Here is a 15,753-nt window from a genome sequence, read left to right on the forward strand (position 1 = left end):
ACTTCATCTCTGGTGTCTGAACCACCGTCTTCGCGAACAGGTTCGCTCCCACAGTGAATCTGCGGCGCTGCTAATTTCTACCTGACACACATCCCGTCGGAGCGAGGAGCTTGGAGGCTGACGTAAACCCGTGGGAGCGGACCTGTCCGCGAAGGCGCCGGCGCATCCACTCCATCTCTGCCGTCTGAACCACCGTCTTCGCGAACAGGTTCGCTCCCACAATGAATCTGCGGCGCTGCCAATTTTCTACCTGACACACATCCCTTTGGAGCGAGGAGCTTGGAGGCTGACGCAAACCCGTGGGAGCGGACCTGTCCGCGAAGGCGCCGGCGCATCCACTTCATCTCTGGTGTCTGAACCACCGTCTTCGCGAACAGGTTCGCTCCCACAGTGAATCTGCGGCGCTGCTAATTTCTACCTGACACACATCTCGTTGGAGCGAGACTTGGTCTGGGCCGCATTCGGACGAAGCTGCGGAGAACCTGTTGGAGCGCAACCTGGGTTGATCACCAGCCCGCCACGGCGCCGTCGCTGCGAGGATCGCAACCCCCTTCGAGCAAACCGTCCGGATGGCGAATGATCGCGCCGGCGTGCCCCATGCTTTCGTCGTAGTCCTGAAGGATTTCAACGTCGTGCCCTTTGGCCTTCAACGCCTCCACGCAGGTGGGTGAAAAGCGCGCCTCCAGCTTGAGATTATCGCTGGCGTTGCCCCAGGTTCTGCCCAGCAACCAGCGCGGCGCGTCGATGGCGGCCTGCGGGTTCATGTCGAAATACACGATGCGGCTGAACACCGCGCTCTGGGACTGCGGCTGGCCATCGCCGCCCATGTTGCCGTAAACCAGCGTGCGGCCATCGTGAAGTCGGGCCATCGCCGGGTTGAGCGTGTGAAACGGTTTGCGCCCAGGCGTTAGCGGATTGCGCGCCGCAGGGTCCAGGGAAAAACTGCAGCCCCGGTTTTGCCAATTCAAACCGGTGGTCGGCAAGACGATACCGCTGCCGAACTCGTGATACAGGCTCTGGATGAAACTCACCGCCACGCCCTCATTGTCCACCACGCCCATCCACACCGTATCCGCTGGACCCACGCCTTTGCCCCAAGGCGCTACGCGTTCAGGATCGAAAGCACTGGCCATGGCGTCGAGTCGCGCCGGGGACAAAAACTCCTGGGCCTGTTGAGTCATGTGCGCAGGGTCAGTGATGTGTTGATCACGGATCGCAAACGCACGCTTGGTCGCCTCCACGCAGGCGTGCACGAACGGCGCACCCAAAGCGTCCATCTCAGGCGTCAGCAGACGGTCGAGCTGGCCCAGAATCAGCAGCGAAACCAGCCCCTGAGTGGGCGGCGGGAAGTTGTAGACCTCGCCGCGTGAGTGTTGCAGCACCAAGGCGTCGCGCCAGTCGGCCCATTGCCCCTGCAGATCGATCAGCCGCAACGGACTGCCCGCAGCCTCAAGCTCCGAGGCGATGCTGCGCGCCAGGTCGCCCCGGTAAAAATCGCTCAAACCGGCGCGAGCCAGCTGCTCAAGAGTGTCGGCCAGACGTGGGTGCTTGAAGCGTTGCCCGGTCAACGGTGCCGCACCGCTTGGCAAAAATGTCTCGCTGAAACCAATGATCGACGCCAGTTCTGCCTGTTTGTCTGCCGTGCAGCGGCTCTGACTTCGGGTGACCGGAATGCCGTCGCGCGCGTATTGAATGGCATCGTTCAGCAACCGGTTCAACGGCATCCGACCGCCCAAGGCGCTGCGCTGCCAATCAAACGCGGCGTCCCAGCCTGAGACTGTGCCCGCCACCGTGTTAGCCGCCAGACCACCGCGAAACGGAATGCTCTGCAAGCCCAGTTCGCGATACCCCGCAAGCGAGGCACCCGCCGCCGCTGCGCCGCACGCATCAAGTGCCAGAGGTTTTTCGCCCGGTTTGGCGATCAACCAGAAACCGTCGCCCCCCAGGCTGTTCATGTGGGGATAGACCACGGCAATGGTGGCGGCAGCGGCGATCATCGCCTCCACGGCATTGCCACCTTCGCGCATCACCGCCAACGCAGTTTGTGCCGCCAGCGCATGGGGAGCGACGGCCATGGCGCGCGTGCCGCGAACCGGATTGAGAATGTGCGGCATCAGGATTTCCCGGCAAATGGAAAGATAGTTGGGTGGTACAGCATACCGGCGGCGCTATGCACCTGCGCTTGGCAGCTCATAGGTCCATCCAGCTGACGTGAGCGGCGACGATGCGCCAATCCCCCGCGATGCGCACCCAGCTTTGCGTCTGCCGACCGAGCCGCGCTTGCCCGGTGCGGCTGAAAACGATGTGGGTGACGGCGAATGCATCATCGAAGCTGGTCACTGACCGTTCCAGTATCGTGCGTTCCAGTGCGTTGCCCGGACGGGCGTGACGGAAGGCCTGAATGGCGGCATAACCGTATAAATGCTCACCTGCACCGTAGCGCAGAGTGTGCGGGCTGTCCCAGAACAGCTCGTCGAGCACCGCCACATCGTTGCCGGTCAGCGCCCGTTCGTAGCGCTCGAAGGCGTGGTTCAATCCGGCGAGCGATGCGGGATTGTTGATCACCGGCGTCAGCGCCGGCATGGCGCCAAACAAAGCGGCATCCGTCAGACATACACCACGCCCGAGCAAGCCTTGCTCACCTTGAGCGTCGAGCATCGCGATGGCGACTTTAGGTGTCGGATGACGATGCGAAACCATCGCCGCGTCCACCGCACAGCCCAGGCCAAACGTGTGGAAATCGGGATGACTGCCCACCTGCCATACCGGCTTTTCGTTTGTCAGTGGCGCTAACCAGCCGCACATATCCCTTGCGACATCAGTGGTGTAAAACCACGCCTGCGCACCAAATCCGGCAGCATCGATAACGCCGCTGTCGCCCAGCATCGGGCTGGCAGGCAAGTCGCCCGGCTGAATTCTCGGTCCTTGTGGCACATGGGCTGGCGCAGTCATCCAGACCTCTGGCGCGTCCGCCAGCCTGACCCCGGCCTCACTGCCATTACCCGCCAACGCCAGCACCAGTTTCGTGGCTTGCGCGGGATCAGCGCTGCGTGTGGCATCGAGCATCAGATAACAGGCAGCCATCCACAACGTGAGGAAGAACAGCGGCGTGGCCTCCAGCATCGCGCGCACTTCGCTCACCTCCAGCGACGGCGACAGCGCTTGCAGCAACGCGGCGGTCGCGAACGTTGTGCGGCTGTGCAAATCATCGCCTTCTTGCAAACCCGCAATGGCGAGCGGAATCAATGCTATCGGCGAGTGTTGCAGCACGGCGCGCAAGACAGGCGCCAGATGTTCGTCGCGCCAGGCCATGCGCTGCAAAATTGCTGGATTACGCGTGCCGAAACGCAGCTGTGGACCGGACCCGCTGCCGAGCAGGGACCAGCAAACAGAGCCATTGGACTGCGCGCCGTCGCTCACCTGCACCAGGCTGGTCGAGGGAGAAATGACCGCTGCCAACGGCGTGACGATGCGATAATTCTGGGCGGGCAACAGGCGCACCCGGCCTTCTGCAATCATCGCTTGGGCGTCGGTTTCGGTGGCTGCCCAGCCCTCGTAAAGGCAGCACAACACGGCAGACGACAACACCGACGCGCTGGGCTGGCGGGGGTCGGCAAACGGCGGCCCGGCGTGCAGCAACGTCATGGGTTCCAGGCCCACTGCCGCTCGGGCACTGAGCACGTCAGTCCACATCGGACTCACCGCGTACAACCGATCCAGCGCGGCCTGCAATGCGGATTGTTGCTCAACAGGCGGGGTCAGCTCTGGATTCATGGGGCAGGCCCTCAGTCAGGCAACACGAGGGACAGGCAGGATTTGCGCGGTGGCGTCAAAGCGCTTGCCGGCCCGTAGACAAAACACCGGTTGCAGCATGCGTCGCGCAATCACTTCAGTGCCTTCGTTGTCACGCAACAGCCAGGCGCCCTCCTCGTCACTGAGCACGCTGACATCAGCCTCGCGACCCACACCCAGAGTGCCGATCTCATCGCTCATGCCGGCCAGTTTCGCGGCGTTGCTGGTGACCATCGGCACCAGTTGCTCAAGGCTCAAACCCAAGGCCATCATGCTGACCATGGTCGAGACCAGGCTGAAGCGCGAAGTGCCGGTGAATAGATGTTCTTCATCCGGATGTTCGTCCGGTGTGCCTGCAGGCGCGGGCACTGTGGTGTTGTAGCCGTGCATGTCCGAACCTAACGTGTCCGGCACCACGCCCGCATCGATCACCTTGGCCGCCATCTTGTAGCTGAAGTGCGAGCCATGGCCGACATCGACTTTCAGCCCACGCTCGATGGCCTCACTGACCAAGGGATGCATTTGCCCATTCTGTTCGACGAAGCCGCCCGGATGACGACTGAACGGGTGCGCCAATACGTCGCCCGGTTTCAGCAGATCCAGCACCTGCGGGAAAATGCTGTCCGGATCGATGTCGTATTGAGGCTCGTCCGGCATCGGCCACAGCTGGCCGAAATGGATGTAGACCGGGAGCGACGTTTGCTCGCCGATCTGCGCGGCCTTTTTCATCACATCCAGGCCCCAGCGCGCAAAACCACCCAGCTCTGCATGGGCCTTGATGCCCTTGACGATGTCGCTGTTGGCCAGCGCCGACTTGACCGTCGCCGCCACATCAGCGCATTCGGGGCGGTACAGCTCAGGGTAGAAATGGCCTTCGAGCCCGCCGACCAGGTACGCCGACAGAAACGACAGCACGCGACTGTGCGCAGGCTCCGCGATGAACTTGCGAAAGCCCGGCAAGGTCATGCAGCTGGCGCCGCCTTGATCGATCAGCGTGGTAACGCCCGAATGCACGCCGCACATGTCGGCGTTCAGGCCGAATCGTCCGGTGACGTACTGATAAACGTGGCTGTGGGTGTCGATCAGACCTGGCAGCACGAGCTTGCCGGTGCAATCGATCAGTTCGGCGCCAGTGGCCGCCTCGGTATCGCGCAAAGTACCGACGGCTTGGATGCGATCCCCTTCGATCAATACATCGCAAACGGTATCAATGGAGTTCGCAGGATCGATAACACGACCGCCGTAAAGAAGGATCGTTTTCATGGAAGTCTTCTGGGAGAGTCTTGGGTGGACAGTGCGACGCAATCGGTGTGCCAGTTCTGTATATCTTCTTTCTATAAAAAACTTAGGTAATTGATTTATATAGTTTTAATTCAATATAAATAAATGTGGCATACCTTCCTTTTTGGATTGTCCGGTTTTTGGACAGGGGCCGGGACTGCACCGTTTGAAGTCTGACCGCACCATGCTTGCGCACTCTGAGGTATGCCACACATCAGGTTCATGCCTGTATCGCGGGCGTAGGGTTATGCTCATCAGAAACGTGGCAGCGCAATTGCAGTGAAATAACGAGGCATGCCACTTTCTACCCTATAATCCGGCCTTCGGGATCAGACGCTCCCGGCCTCGTTTCGGCCCTGACGGCTCCACTGACAACAGGTTGTTTCGTTAACTATGAGTACGATGCAAGACGATAACCTCCAGACGGAACTGCGTGCGGCCTTAGGCCGTTCGGCGTTACTGGGACGCCCCGGTTTTTTGATTCGCCGGCTGCACCAGATTCACTGCGGCCTGTTCCTCGATGAAACCCGCGAGTTCAACATCACACCTGTGCAATACAGCCTGATGACCGCGTTGGGCACCCACGGCGAGATGGACCAGAACACCCTCTCCCATGAGATCGGCCTGGAACGTACCAGCGTGGCTGAAGTCATCCCAAGGCTTGAGGCGCGGGGCCTGCTGCAACGGCGCCAGAGCACTGAAGATCGACGGGTGAAGCTGGTGAAACTGAGCCGCAAAGGGCTTTACCTGCTGAAGAAAATGGACATCAACGTGCAACGCGCACACGACCGCACCATTGAGCAAATCCCGGAAGAGCAACGAGCGTTGTTCATGCTGCAACTGATCCGGCTGGTGGAAGCCAACAACGATGTCGGCACCGCGCCTTTCAAGCTGGGGCAAGGGGAGTGAGTCCGGTGTTGGGGTGATCGTTGGCCGCTCACGTAAGCCTCGCTTCAACAGGTGGTCGACCACTTCGTGTTGTCGATTGAAGACCCTGTCGCTTCTGCCGAAGGCGTAGGCGCGTGGCTTGTCCCGCGATCTGTCACTGACCGATCAAAGGGTGGAGGTCAGTTCAACCCGTGGGAGCGGACCTGTCCGCGAAGACTGAGCGTCAGGCACCAGAAATGTACTGGCTGTAAAGACCCCTTCGCGGACAGGTCCGCTCCCACAAGTTTTGCGATTGATCGTTCTCTCCGAACCGCTTCTGCCGAAGGCGTAGGCGCGTGGCTTGTCCCGCGATCTGTCACTGACCGATCAAAGGGTGGAGGTCACTTCAACCCGTGGGAGCGGACCTGTCCGCGAAGACTGAGCGTCAGGCACCAGAAATGTACTGGCTGTAACGACCCCTTCGCGGACAGGTCCGCTCCCACAAATTTTGCGCTTGATCGTTCCCCGCGAACCGCTTCTGCCGAAGGCGTAGGAGCGTGGCTTGTCCCGCGATCTGGCGCGAAGCGGCAGTAAAACCGGTGCATGCGGTGGACCAGGTAAAACCGCGCTGACTGGCTGTGCGTGCGGTGAACCGCGCTGCCTGGTTTATTTAGGACTGCTGCGCAGCCCATCGCCTGCAAGCAAGGCTCCTACGCCTTCGGCAGAAACGGTTTCGTGTAGGTCTGATCAAGCGGATCAATTCCCAGAACGTGGCGACGATCAACATCACTTGCCGCAGGTCGGGCAGCGGGTTTTGGGTTTGAGGCCGAACAGGCTGCGCAGTCGGTTGAGCATCACGCTCCAGAACATATTCCCCAGATCCAGCGGTGGCGCCGCTACCGCTCGCGGCGGCACGGGTTGGGCCTGGACGGCTGTGGCGACAGGCTCGACCTTAGTTGCCGATGTGGCTGCTACGGACTGGACGCCGAGGTCATCCATCACGCAAGCGTGCGCACCGACCGGCGTCTGCGCAGCGACCGGTTCGTCCCCAACAGCCGGCCCAACTTCAACCATCCCCTCATTCGCCGCCTCCAGCCGCATCTTGAGATTGAGCGCGAACGCATCGGTCATGCGAGTCGCCAGCTCCCGCACGATACCGCCACGGTTGAACTGCGCCAACGTCCCGGTGATCGAGTAATCCACCACCACATTGACCCGCGTACCAGCGCCCTCAGGCAACAACTCAAACTTCGCCTCACCCTTGACCCGCGATCCACTCTTGCGATCGTTGCCTTGACCGCTGACCACACCACTATGGCTGGCCTGGTCCAGTTTCATCTGACCCTCGCCCTTGAACGCCGCCACGATCGGCCCCAATTTGACGGTCATCGCCAGCGCCAGCTGATCACCCTGAGGTGGCTCAGTCAGCGAGGCACCGGGCAGGCAGGTGACGATGCCCTCCACGTCCAGAAAACTTTTCCAGACCAGTTCGGGGCTGAACGGGACGCTGAAGCTTTGTTCGATATCCACTGCGTATTACCTCGTCAAAAAGGTCAGGCCGGCGACAGTTCGCGCCGCTGGTCAAGCACACGGGAGATGGCCTTGACCAGCCCTACATAACCGGTGCATCGGCACAGGTTGCCCGACAGTTCGTGGCGAATGCGTGCCTCATCGGCATCGGGAATGCGCAGCACAATATCGCGTGCAGTAGCGAGCATCCCCGGCGTGCAGTAGCCGCACTGCAACGCGTGCTCGGCGGTGAACGCGGCGCGTAGCTGGACCATCACCGGGTCCTTGTCGAAGTCCTCGATGCTGCGCACTTCGGCGCCATTGCATGCCGCCGCGTAGACGATGCACGAACGCATCGGTGCGCCGTCGATCATCACCGTGCAGGCACCGCAGACACCTTGTTCACAGCCGATATTGGTGCCGGTAAGCACGCGCTCTTCACGCAAAAAATCCGCCAGATGCGTACGAGGTTCGACGTTGGCGCTGACCGCTTTGCCATTAACTGTCAGTTTCAGTTGCGTCATGACAAAGCTTCCCGTGGGCAAGACAATTGCTCGGCGGCACGCTGCAACGCCACCCGATGGATTTGATATTCGTAGCTGTCAGGATCGATGCCGGCTGCCAGCAACCAGGGATCGGCGAGCGCATCATCCCAGGCATCGATCAACTGACCTGCGTCTTCAATCACCTGCGGTGCGCCATCCACTGCGCCGATGATCGCCCGACGTACGCCGCGCTGCGGATCGTCGACGAAAGCGGCGATGGCTTCGGCGAACTCGCCGGTCTTGCGATTGAATTTGTAGTAGCTCCAGCGGGCGTTGGCGCTCAGGCGCGGGATGCGCACGGCACGAATGAGTTCGTCTTCCGCCAGCTGCGTAGTGAAGGCGCCAAGCATGAATGCCGCGGCCTTGACGCTGCGCTCGCCATCAGGCCCCAGCAGCAGAATCTCGGCATCCAGCAAAGCCATCACATTCACCCAATCGGCGGCCGGATCAGCATGGGCCAGGCTGCCCCCCAAGGTCCCGCGATTGCGGACGGCCCGATAAGCGATGCCGCGCGCCACGTACGGCATCAGGCCTTGAGATGGGTCAGGAACAATGCCGTCCTCGATATTGGCGTGGGTAACGGCGGCGCCCAACACAATGCTGCCCGCCTCCTCCACCACCCCTTGCAACTCGGCCAGACGGCGCACGTCGATCAGTTGTTCGGGCTGCACCAGGCGCAGGTTCATCATCGGTCCGAGCGACTGGCTGCCGCAGACGATCTTGCCCATGCCTTCGCTGGCACGCAGCAGTTGCACAGCCTCGGCGGCGCTGCTCGGGCACTGGTAATCAAAGGCCACAGCTTTCATGACACCACCTCCATCGGTTCGGCGGGCGCGGCCTGGCGCTGTTTACTGCTGAGCGCGGCAAACACCACACGCGGCGACAACGGCAACTGCGAGACCTCGACCCCCAAAGGACGCAACGCATCATTGATGGCATTGGCGATGGCGGCGGGTGACCCGATCGCGCCACTTTCGCCAATACCCTTCTGACCGAACGAGGTATATGGCGCCAGGGTTTCCATGTGTTCGATGCGGATCGACGGCACCTCAGTGGCGCCCGGCAGGATGTAATCGGCCAGGGTCGAGGCCAGCGGTTGGCCTTCTTTGCTGTAGGGCATTTCTTCGTATAGCGCGGTGCCAATACCTTGCGCCGCGCCGCCATACACTTGGCCGTCAACGACCATCGGGTTGATCAGCTTGCCGCCGTCTTCGACGATGGCGTAATCCAGTATTTCGGTTTTGCCCAGCTGCGGATCAACCGCGACCACCACTGCGTGACAGGCGTAGCTGAAGGTGCCGGTGTCGCGCTGCGCCTGATAGGTGGTGTGCACTTCCAGCCCGCCTTCATGGGTATCGGGCGGCAGACGCTGGGGTTGCAAATACCAGATGCGGCTCAGCTCGCTCAGGCCAATGTGGCCCGACGGTCCAGTCACGCCGCCCTCGCTCCAGGTCACGCTGTCCAGCGGATCTTTGAGCAGATAGGCGCCGACATGCTGCAGACGATCGCGCAACAGTTTGCAGCCCTGGCCCACCGCGCCACCGGCCATGACGATGGACCGCGAGCCCCAGGTGCCGGTGGAATAAGGGGTCATGCCAGTGTCACCAAAAACAATTCTTACCCGCTGCGGATCGACGCCGAGCACTTCGTTGGCGATCTGCGCCAGAGTGGTTTCCATGCTTTGCCCGTGGGAATGCACGCCCACGCGGATCTCCAGAATGCCGTCCGGGGTCAGGCGCAGGCTTGCCGGTTCACGACCCGGCACCATCGGAATGCCCCAGCCGAAGTACACCGATGTGCCGTGGGCGCCCTGCTCGCAGAACACCGCCAGGCCGACCCCAATCAAACGGCCATCGGCTTCACCCCGCTGTTGACGCGCACGCACGGCCGGCAGGTCGATGGCTTTGATCGCCCGGCGCACCGCCTCGGGGTAGTCACCGCTGTCGAAATGCTTGCGGGTAATGTTGTCGTAAGGCATTTCCTGAGGCTGCACCAGATTGCGCAAGCGCACTTCAAACGGCTCCAGCCCGGCCTCCACGGCAATGGCATCCATCACGGTTTCGATGGCGTAGCACACGCCAGTTCGGGCCACGCCGCGATACGGCAGGATCGGCGGCTTGTTGGTCGCCACCGACCAGGTGCGGCAACGGTAGCGTTCCATTTTATAGGGACCGGGCAGGATGCTCGCCACCTGCGCCGCTTCCAGACAGGCCGAAAACGGATAGGAGGAATACGCGCCGGAGTCCACATGGGCCTCACAGTCCACCGCCAGCAGACGGCCGTCTTTATCCGCGTACGCGTGGATGTCGTAGTGGTGCTCGCGGCAGTTAGCGTTGGCGACCAGTTGCTCGCGGCGGTCTTCGATCCAGCGCACCGGATGATCCAGATGCATCGCCAGCCAGGCCACGCAGACTTCTTCGGGCAGCAAAATGCCCTTGTAGCCAAAACCGCCGCCGACGTCCGGCGAGATCACCCGCACGCTGCCTTCGTCCAGCCCCAGACAACCCGCGAGGCCGGTGCGATTGATGTGCGGCATCTGCGCCGAGGTGTAGACCACCAATTGGCTCAGGCGCCGGTCCCAATAGGCGACCACACCTCGGCCCTCCATTGGCGCCATGCTCTGTCGGGCAGTGCGCAGTACGCGATGCACGTGGATGGCAGCGCGTTCGCGAATCTCGTCGAGATCGGCGTCTACCGTGGTTTCCAGAAATACGTTGTCGCCCCAGTGCTCGTGCACCAGCGCTGAGCCCGGTTCACGGGCGGCGAGCATGTCGACCACAGCGGGCAGTTCGTCGAAATCGACGAAGGTGGCGCCGGCGATGTCTTCGGCTTCGGCGCGCGTGTCCGCCACACACATGGCGATCATCTCGCCGACCTGACGCACCTTGCCGCTGGCCAACACCGGCTGCTCAGAGGTCTTGAAGCCCGGCAACCCGGAATTGGCAACGATCGGTTTGACGCCGACCAGATCGTCCAGGGTGTAGACCGAGCCTTCCTGGCCGATGGGTTTTTCAATTTGCAGAATGTGCCCGTGGGCCACCGGGCTGCGCACGAACGCGACGTCGCGCATGCCGGGAAAGCGGATATTGCCGATGTAGTTGCCACGACCGCGCATGAAGCGATCATCTTCCTTGCGCGGCAGTGAAGCACCGATGCCTTGGCTGGAAGGTTGCGATGGAACAGTCATTGCGAACCCCTCTGTGGCATGGCGTGTGCCGCGCCACTGTGAAAACGCGACAGAAACTGTTGCGCCCGCGCGGTTTTTGGCGCGGAAAAGAACTCGGCCGGCGCGCCACTTTCGACGATGTCGCCGGCGTCCATGAACACCACGCGGCTGGCGACCTGACGCGCAAACTCCATTTCATGGGTAACGATGACCATGGTCGCGCCCTCGCCCGCCAAGCCACGAATCACTTCCAGCACCTCACCGACCAACATCGGATCAAGCGCGCTGGTGGGCTCGTCGAACAACAGGATATCGGGCTTCATCGCCAGTGCCCGTGCAATGCCGACGCGTTGTTTTTGCCCGCCCGACAAACGTGCCGGGAAGACATCGGCCTTTTCCGCCAGACCGACCCGGGCCAGTAACGCAAGCGCCTCAAGACGTACGTGCTCGCGGTCACGTTTCTGCACGTAAAGCGGCGCTTGCATGATGTTCTGCAGCACGGTCAGGTGTGGCCACAGGGCGAAGTGCTGGAACACCATACCGATCCGCGAACGCATTTGCGCAAGATCGGCGTCGTTCATCTTCACCCCGCCCTTGTGCACGCCCATGCGCTGACCCTTGAGAAACACGCTGCCGGCATTGGGTTGTTCGAGCCAGTTGATGCAGCGCAGCAAGGTCGACTTGCCGCAGCCAGAGGGGCCGAGCAAGCACACGACATCACCGCTCATGACGTCCAGCGAGACATCCTTGAGCACGTTGTTGTCGCCGAACCATTTGGAGATGCCCTGCAATTGCAGCACCTTGGTCTGCGCAGTCGCTGCCAGATCGCTGGGGGAAGGTTGCAATGCGTTCACGTTCGACGCTCCTCGGCGTAGCGAGTCAGAAGGCTGGTCAGGATCTCGATGCACAGGCACAGCACCCAATACAGCAGCACCGCCGAGAGAAACGCAGCAAAAGGAATGAAGTAAGTGGACTGGATCGAGTTCATCACGCTGGTCAGTTCAGTGACCGCGATGATCGACAGGAAGGCGCTGTCTTTGACGATCTGGATCAACTGATTGCCCAGACTTGGAATCGCGCGCATCACCACCGGCGGCATGATAATCCGGCGCACCAGGCTCAAGCCGTGAAAGCCGAAAGCCCGCGCCGACTCAATGGTGTCGGCGGGCAAGTCCTGCCAGGCGGCGCGCAGCAGCACAGCCATATAGGCCGAGTTGTACAGCACCAGCGCCAGGACGCCGCTGCTCCAGTTGGACAAACGAATGCCCATCGACGGCAGCGCGAAATAGATCAGGTACACAAACAGCAGAAACGGCACGCAACGCATGGCGTCGCAGAACACCGTAGCGATGCGGGCGATGCCAGGACGCGAGGACATCAGCATCGGCGTCAGCAACATGCCCAACAGCAAAGAAGCCGTGGCAGCAATGCTGACCAAAATGATTGTATTGAGAAAGCCGCTGCCGATATCGGGCAACTGGCCCCAGATGGTCACAAAGTCATTGATCATGCGATCACCTCATGACCTGCGCTACGGCGTTCGAGCCGGCGCTGCAGCCGAATCAGCAGGTAAACAATCACGCTGTACAACAGCAAGGCGAAGATGAACGGCGGCAAGGGATCGTAGGTGCGGGCGCCCACTCGTTGTGCGGCGCGAGTGATTTCCACCATGCCGATCACGGCAACTGCGGGGCTGGATTTGAGGAGCATGGTCATTTCATTGACCAGTCCGGGAAGGCTTGAGCGCCAGACTTGTGGCAGCACGATCAAACGCAAGCGCGGGCCACGGCGCATGCCGAATGCCAGCGCCGCGTCGTATTCCTGCTTGGGAAAAGCGATTAACGCGCCGCGCCAGATCTCGCAATTGAAGGCGGCGGTGGACAAGGTCAGGGCCAGAATGCCGGCGCTCGCCGGGTCCAGCGAAATACCAAACTGCGGGAGTGCGAAGAAGATCAGCAGGATCAACGTCACTGCGGGGCAGGAACGCATGATGCTGACGTAAGTGAACACCGCTTGCCGCGCCACCGGCACCTTGCCCCAGCGAATCAACGCCAGGCCAAGGCCAAGGGGCACGCCAACAATGATGCTGACCAGCGAAACCCCTATCGTCGACAGGGCACCCAGCAGGATGCTCCAGTAGTCGTATGCCGTCATGGGCGTCTATCAGTTGACGTTGACGGGCATGTTTTCATGGCTCTCGCCCAGCCACTTCTTCTGCAGGCGATACATTTCGCCGTTCTTGCGCAGTTCAAGCAGCGCATCGTCGACCATTTTCAAAACGCCGGTATTGCCTTTGGCCACGGCCCAGGCCAGGTAAGTCGGCTCGCCGATCGGCTGACCGATGACAAACATGTCGCCGCGCTGCTTGACCAGGTCATTCAGCGACAAGTCAGTGTTGGCGACCGCGTCCAGACGGCCGTTGGCCAAGTCCTGATAGGCCTCGGGATAGCCGTGGTATTCGACGATTTCTTTCAGGCCTTTGCCCTTGGCCTTGAGTTTGGCGTCGAAGTCTTTCAGATCCGTGAGCATCGCACTGCCGGTTTCGCCGCCAACGGTTTTACCGATCAGGTCTTCGGGCTTGAGGATGCTGCTGCCCTTTTTGGTGGCAAAGAAGGTTGCGGTCTGCGCAGTCGGAGAGGTGAAGTCAAACGTGGGCTTGCGCGCGGTGGTGACCAGCACTGCCGACAATGCCATGTCGTATTTGCCGGTGGTCACCCCTGGCAGAATCCCGGCCCATGGCAGCACTTGCTGGCGAATCTTCACGCCGGAGGACTTTTCCACCAACGCCAGCAGCTCATTGTCGTAGCCGGTGGCCTTGCCGTCTTGCATGAACTCGAATGGACGATAGTCATCCTCTGTAGCCACGAGCAGATAACCACGGCTTTTGACCTCGTCAATCGTGGCCGCATGACTCATTGCAGTGTTGGCCAGGGCAGCTGTCATCGCCATCGCGAGGGCCAACACCGACTTACTGATACGCATCCGACGCTTGAGCTTGTGCAATAGAGCAGTCATGGAATTTCCTTGCTGAGTCCGTGTGAGGTCGGTCCATTCGGATGGTCCGGGCTGGCAGCGCCTGCGAGCGCTTGACTTGGACGAAGCAAGTGGCATGCCACCTATTATTTTAGAGTTCTGATGCTCTGTTTGCAGGGCTGGAGGCTGTCTGCCGCCATTTCAGCGACCACTTGCGGGGGGAAACGAAGAGAACCCGCACCAAAATAATCCAGAACATGCGGGGTATGCCTCTCAAACGCACAGTCACAAAAGCTTATTTTGTCGGGATAGCGCGACTTTAATGCTGCCCATGTTCAGCCAAAAATCGATGAAAAATTTCATCAACTCGTTGTTTTATATTGCTTATTTAATACATACGATAGATTTATATAAGCACAATCATTTCGGAATACGGGGTATAGCCCCTATAGCAGCCTTAACTACTTCGTCCCCTATGCCTCTGTTTTTAAGCACCTTTGTTCAGGCGCTACCTTTTCGGCACGTTTCTGGCTTATGGGTCGTTAATACTCCCCAAACCGCCGATAGAGGACCCTATGACCAAGCACCTGACAGCGGCTCAAGTCGAACACTTCAAAGCCTGCGGCTACGTCTTCCCCTTTACAGCCATGAGCGCTGAAGACGCTGCCGGGTATCGTGCGCGCATCCAGGCGTACGAAGCGCATGTGGGTGAAGACGCCAACCGCTCGCTGAAGATAAAAGCCCACCTGGCCTCTCCCGCCTTTGTCGAGCTGGCGCGCAACCCAAGAATTCTTGATGCGGTGCAAGATTTGATCGGGCCCAACATCTTGCTGTTTGGTGCTTCGGTATTTGCCAAGAACGCCAATGATCCGCGCTACGTGTCCTGGCATCAGGATTCGACCTACTTCGGTCTCGCGCCCCATGAAGAAGTCACGGTGTGGGTCGGATTCACCGACGCAACCTCTCAAAACGGCTGCTTGCGCATCCTGCCCGGCTCCCACCTGGAACCCGATTACCAACATCAGGAAACCTTCGCCAAAGACAACATGCTGGCCAAAGGGCAATCGTTGATCGGGGTAGACGACAGCCTCGGCCTGGAGATGCCCCTCACCGCGGGTGAGTTTTCAATTCACCATGAGCGCACGGCGCACAGCTCACGCTGCAACACCACGGATGACCGGCGCATTGGTTTTGCGTTTTTCTACATCCCTACCCACGTGACCTCGACGATCGGTCGACGCCGGGCCACCCTGGTACGCGGCGAAGACCACTTTGGGCACTGGGACCCTGAAGCGTTGCCAACCTGCGACTACGATCCCCCAGCGATGGAGCAACTGCATCAGGCATGGGGCCAATATCGCGATGGCGAAGTCAAAGGCGGCTGAGCGCCTGACCCGTCCACGATCACAGAGCCCCTTCGCTGCCCTGCCAGCGACACTGCGATCGTGACGCCTTGCAAGCAAACGTTTGCTATATGAGGCGCTGTGCAAAACGGCCGTTATCCCCATTGGCAACGGAAGGTTTGCCATCCGTTTTATGAGCTCCGGACATTCAGGGAACTCTTCCTGCCCCACCCATCCTCCACACCAACCACTTATCCGATTTCAGAAAAAAATACGC

General features: G+C 60.6%; 13 protein-coding genes. 2 read left to right on the top strand and 11 right to left on the bottom strand.

Annotated elements, in window-relative coordinates; genetic code table 11:
• Window positions 1-506 precede the first annotated feature (506 nt).
• The 3 genes from ACWKWM_RS09885 to ACWKWM_RS09895 all read right to left on the bottom strand — a co-directional run bounded on the left by ACWKWM_RS09885 (window position 507) and on the right by ACWKWM_RS09895 (window position 5,055).
• Complete coding sequence (locus ACWKWM_RS09885) at window positions 507-2,114, bottom strand: gamma-glutamyltransferase family protein (protein ID WP_483845969.1); 1,608 nt, start codon at window positions 2,112-2,114, stop codon at window positions 507-509.
• A 76-nt stretch (window positions 2,115-2,190) separates the two neighbouring features.
• Window positions 2,191-3,774, bottom strand: coding sequence for an oxalurate catabolism protein HpxZ (hpxZ, locus tag ACWKWM_RS09890; protein WP_483845970.1), 1,584 nt, complete (start codon window positions 3,772-3,774; stop codon window positions 2,191-2,193).
• 15 nt (window positions 3,775-3,789) lie between these two features.
• Complete coding sequence (locus ACWKWM_RS09895; RefSeq protein WP_483845971.1) at window positions 3,790-5,055, bottom strand: amidohydrolase/deacetylase family metallohydrolase; 1,266 nt, start codon at window positions 5,053-5,055, stop codon at window positions 3,790-3,792.
• Window positions 5,056-5,466: 411 nt separating this feature from the next.
• Between ACWKWM_RS09895 and ACWKWM_RS09900 the strand changes: the two genes are divergently transcribed.
• Entirely contained in the window at window positions 5,467-5,982 is a 516-nt protein-coding gene (locus ACWKWM_RS09900) for a MarR family winged helix-turn-helix transcriptional regulator (protein WP_483845972.1), read from the top strand.
• A 744-nt stretch (window positions 5,983-6,726) separates the two neighbouring features.
• Here ACWKWM_RS09900 and ACWKWM_RS09905 read toward each other — a convergent pair.
• From ACWKWM_RS09905 to ACWKWM_RS09940, 8 genes are read right to left on the bottom strand one after another with little or no spacing between them, the layout of a single operon-like run.
• Window positions 6,727-7,470: an SRPBCC family protein gene (locus tag ACWKWM_RS09905; protein WP_483845973.1), complete on the bottom strand. Its 744-nt coding sequence runs from the start codon at window positions 7,468-7,470 to the stop codon at window positions 6,727-6,729.
• 23 nt (window positions 7,471-7,493) lie between these two features.
• Window positions 7,494-7,973, bottom strand: coding sequence for a (2Fe-2S)-binding protein (locus ACWKWM_RS09910; protein ID WP_483845974.1), 480 nt, complete (start codon window positions 7,971-7,973; stop codon window positions 7,494-7,496).
• On the bottom strand, window positions 7,970-8,800 hold the full coding sequence (locus tag ACWKWM_RS09915; protein WP_483845975.1) for an FAD binding domain-containing protein: 831 nt from the start codon (window positions 8,798-8,800) through the stop codon (window positions 7,970-7,972). The genes ACWKWM_RS09910 and ACWKWM_RS09915 overlap by 4 nt, the downstream gene beginning before the upstream one ends.
• Window positions 8,797-11,181, bottom strand: coding sequence for a xanthine dehydrogenase family protein molybdopterin-binding subunit (locus ACWKWM_RS09920; RefSeq protein ID WP_483845976.1), 2,385 nt, complete (start codon window positions 11,179-11,181; stop codon window positions 8,797-8,799). Before ACWKWM_RS09920 ends, ACWKWM_RS09915 begins: the two co-directional genes overlap by 4 nt.
• Window positions 11,178-12,014 (bottom strand): amino acid ABC transporter ATP-binding protein, encoded by an 837-nt coding sequence (locus ACWKWM_RS09925; RefSeq protein WP_483845977.1) that lies wholly within the window; start codon window positions 12,012-12,014, stop codon window positions 11,178-11,180. Before ACWKWM_RS09925 ends, ACWKWM_RS09920 begins: the two co-directional genes overlap by 4 nt.
• Window positions 12,011-12,670, bottom strand: coding sequence for an amino acid ABC transporter permease (locus ACWKWM_RS09930; RefSeq protein WP_483845978.1), 660 nt, complete (start codon window positions 12,668-12,670; stop codon window positions 12,011-12,013). The genes ACWKWM_RS09925 and ACWKWM_RS09930 overlap by 4 nt, the downstream gene beginning before the upstream one ends.
• On the bottom strand, window positions 12,667-13,314 hold the full coding sequence (locus ACWKWM_RS09935) for an amino acid ABC transporter permease (RefSeq protein ID WP_483845979.1): 648 nt from the start codon (window positions 13,312-13,314) through the stop codon (window positions 12,667-12,669). The genes ACWKWM_RS09930 and ACWKWM_RS09935 overlap by 4 nt, the downstream gene beginning before the upstream one ends.
• 9 nt (window positions 13,315-13,323) lie before the next feature.
• A complete protein-coding gene (locus ACWKWM_RS09940) occupies window positions 13,324-14,175 on the bottom strand; it encodes a transporter substrate-binding domain-containing protein (RefSeq protein WP_483845980.1) in 852 nt (283 codons plus the stop codon).
• Between the two features lie 533 nt (window positions 14,176-14,708).
• Here ACWKWM_RS09940 and ACWKWM_RS09945 point away from each other — a divergent pair.
• Entirely contained in the window at window positions 14,709-15,518 is an 810-nt protein-coding gene (locus tag ACWKWM_RS09945) for a phytanoyl-CoA dioxygenase family protein (RefSeq protein ID WP_483845981.1), read from the top strand.
• Window positions 15,519-15,753: the final 235 nt, after the last annotated feature.

Source organism: Pseudomonas rosaeacicularis, assembly GCF_057128745.1.

Excerpts from the sequence above, each read along its gene's own strand:
- ACWKWM_RS09885 (WP_483845969.1), bottom strand. The coding sequence starts at position 2,114 with ATGCCGCACATTCTCAATCCGGTTCGCGGCACGCGCGCCATGGCCGTC.
- hpxZ (WP_483845970.1), bottom strand. The coding sequence starts at position 3,774 with ATGAATCCAGAGCTGACCCCGCCTGTTGAGCAACAATCCGCATTGCAG.
- ACWKWM_RS09895 (WP_483845971.1), bottom strand. The coding sequence starts at position 5,055 with ATGAAAACGATCCTTCTTTACGGCGGTCGTGTTATCGATCCTGCGAAC.
- ACWKWM_RS09900 (WP_483845972.1), top strand. The coding sequence starts at position 5,467 with ATGAGTACGATGCAAGACGATAACCTCCAGACGGAACTGCGTGCGGCC.
- ACWKWM_RS09910 (WP_483845974.1), bottom strand. The coding sequence starts at position 7,973 with ATGACGCAACTGAAACTGACAGTTAATGGCAAAGCGGTCAGCGCCAAC.
- ACWKWM_RS09915 (WP_483845975.1), bottom strand. The coding sequence starts at position 8,800 with ATGAAAGCTGTGGCCTTTGATTACCAGTGCCCGAGCAGCGCCGCCGAG.
- ACWKWM_RS09920 (WP_483845976.1), bottom strand. The coding sequence starts at position 11,181 with ATGACTGTTCCATCGCAACCTTCCAGCCAAGGCATCGGTGCTTCACTG.
- ACWKWM_RS09930 (WP_483845978.1), bottom strand. The coding sequence starts at position 12,670 with ATGATCAATGACTTTGTGACCATCTGGGGCCAGTTGCCCGATATCGGC.
- ACWKWM_RS09935 (WP_483845979.1), bottom strand. The coding sequence starts at position 13,314 with ATGACGGCATACGACTACTGGAGCATCCTGCTGGGTGCCCTGTCGACG.
- ACWKWM_RS09940 (WP_483845980.1), bottom strand. The coding sequence starts at position 14,175 with ATGACTGCTCTATTGCACAAGCTCAAGCGTCGGATGCGTATCAGTAAG.
- ACWKWM_RS09945 (WP_483845981.1), top strand. The coding sequence starts at position 14,709 with ATGACCAAGCACCTGACAGCGGCTCAAGTCGAACACTTCAAAGCCTGC.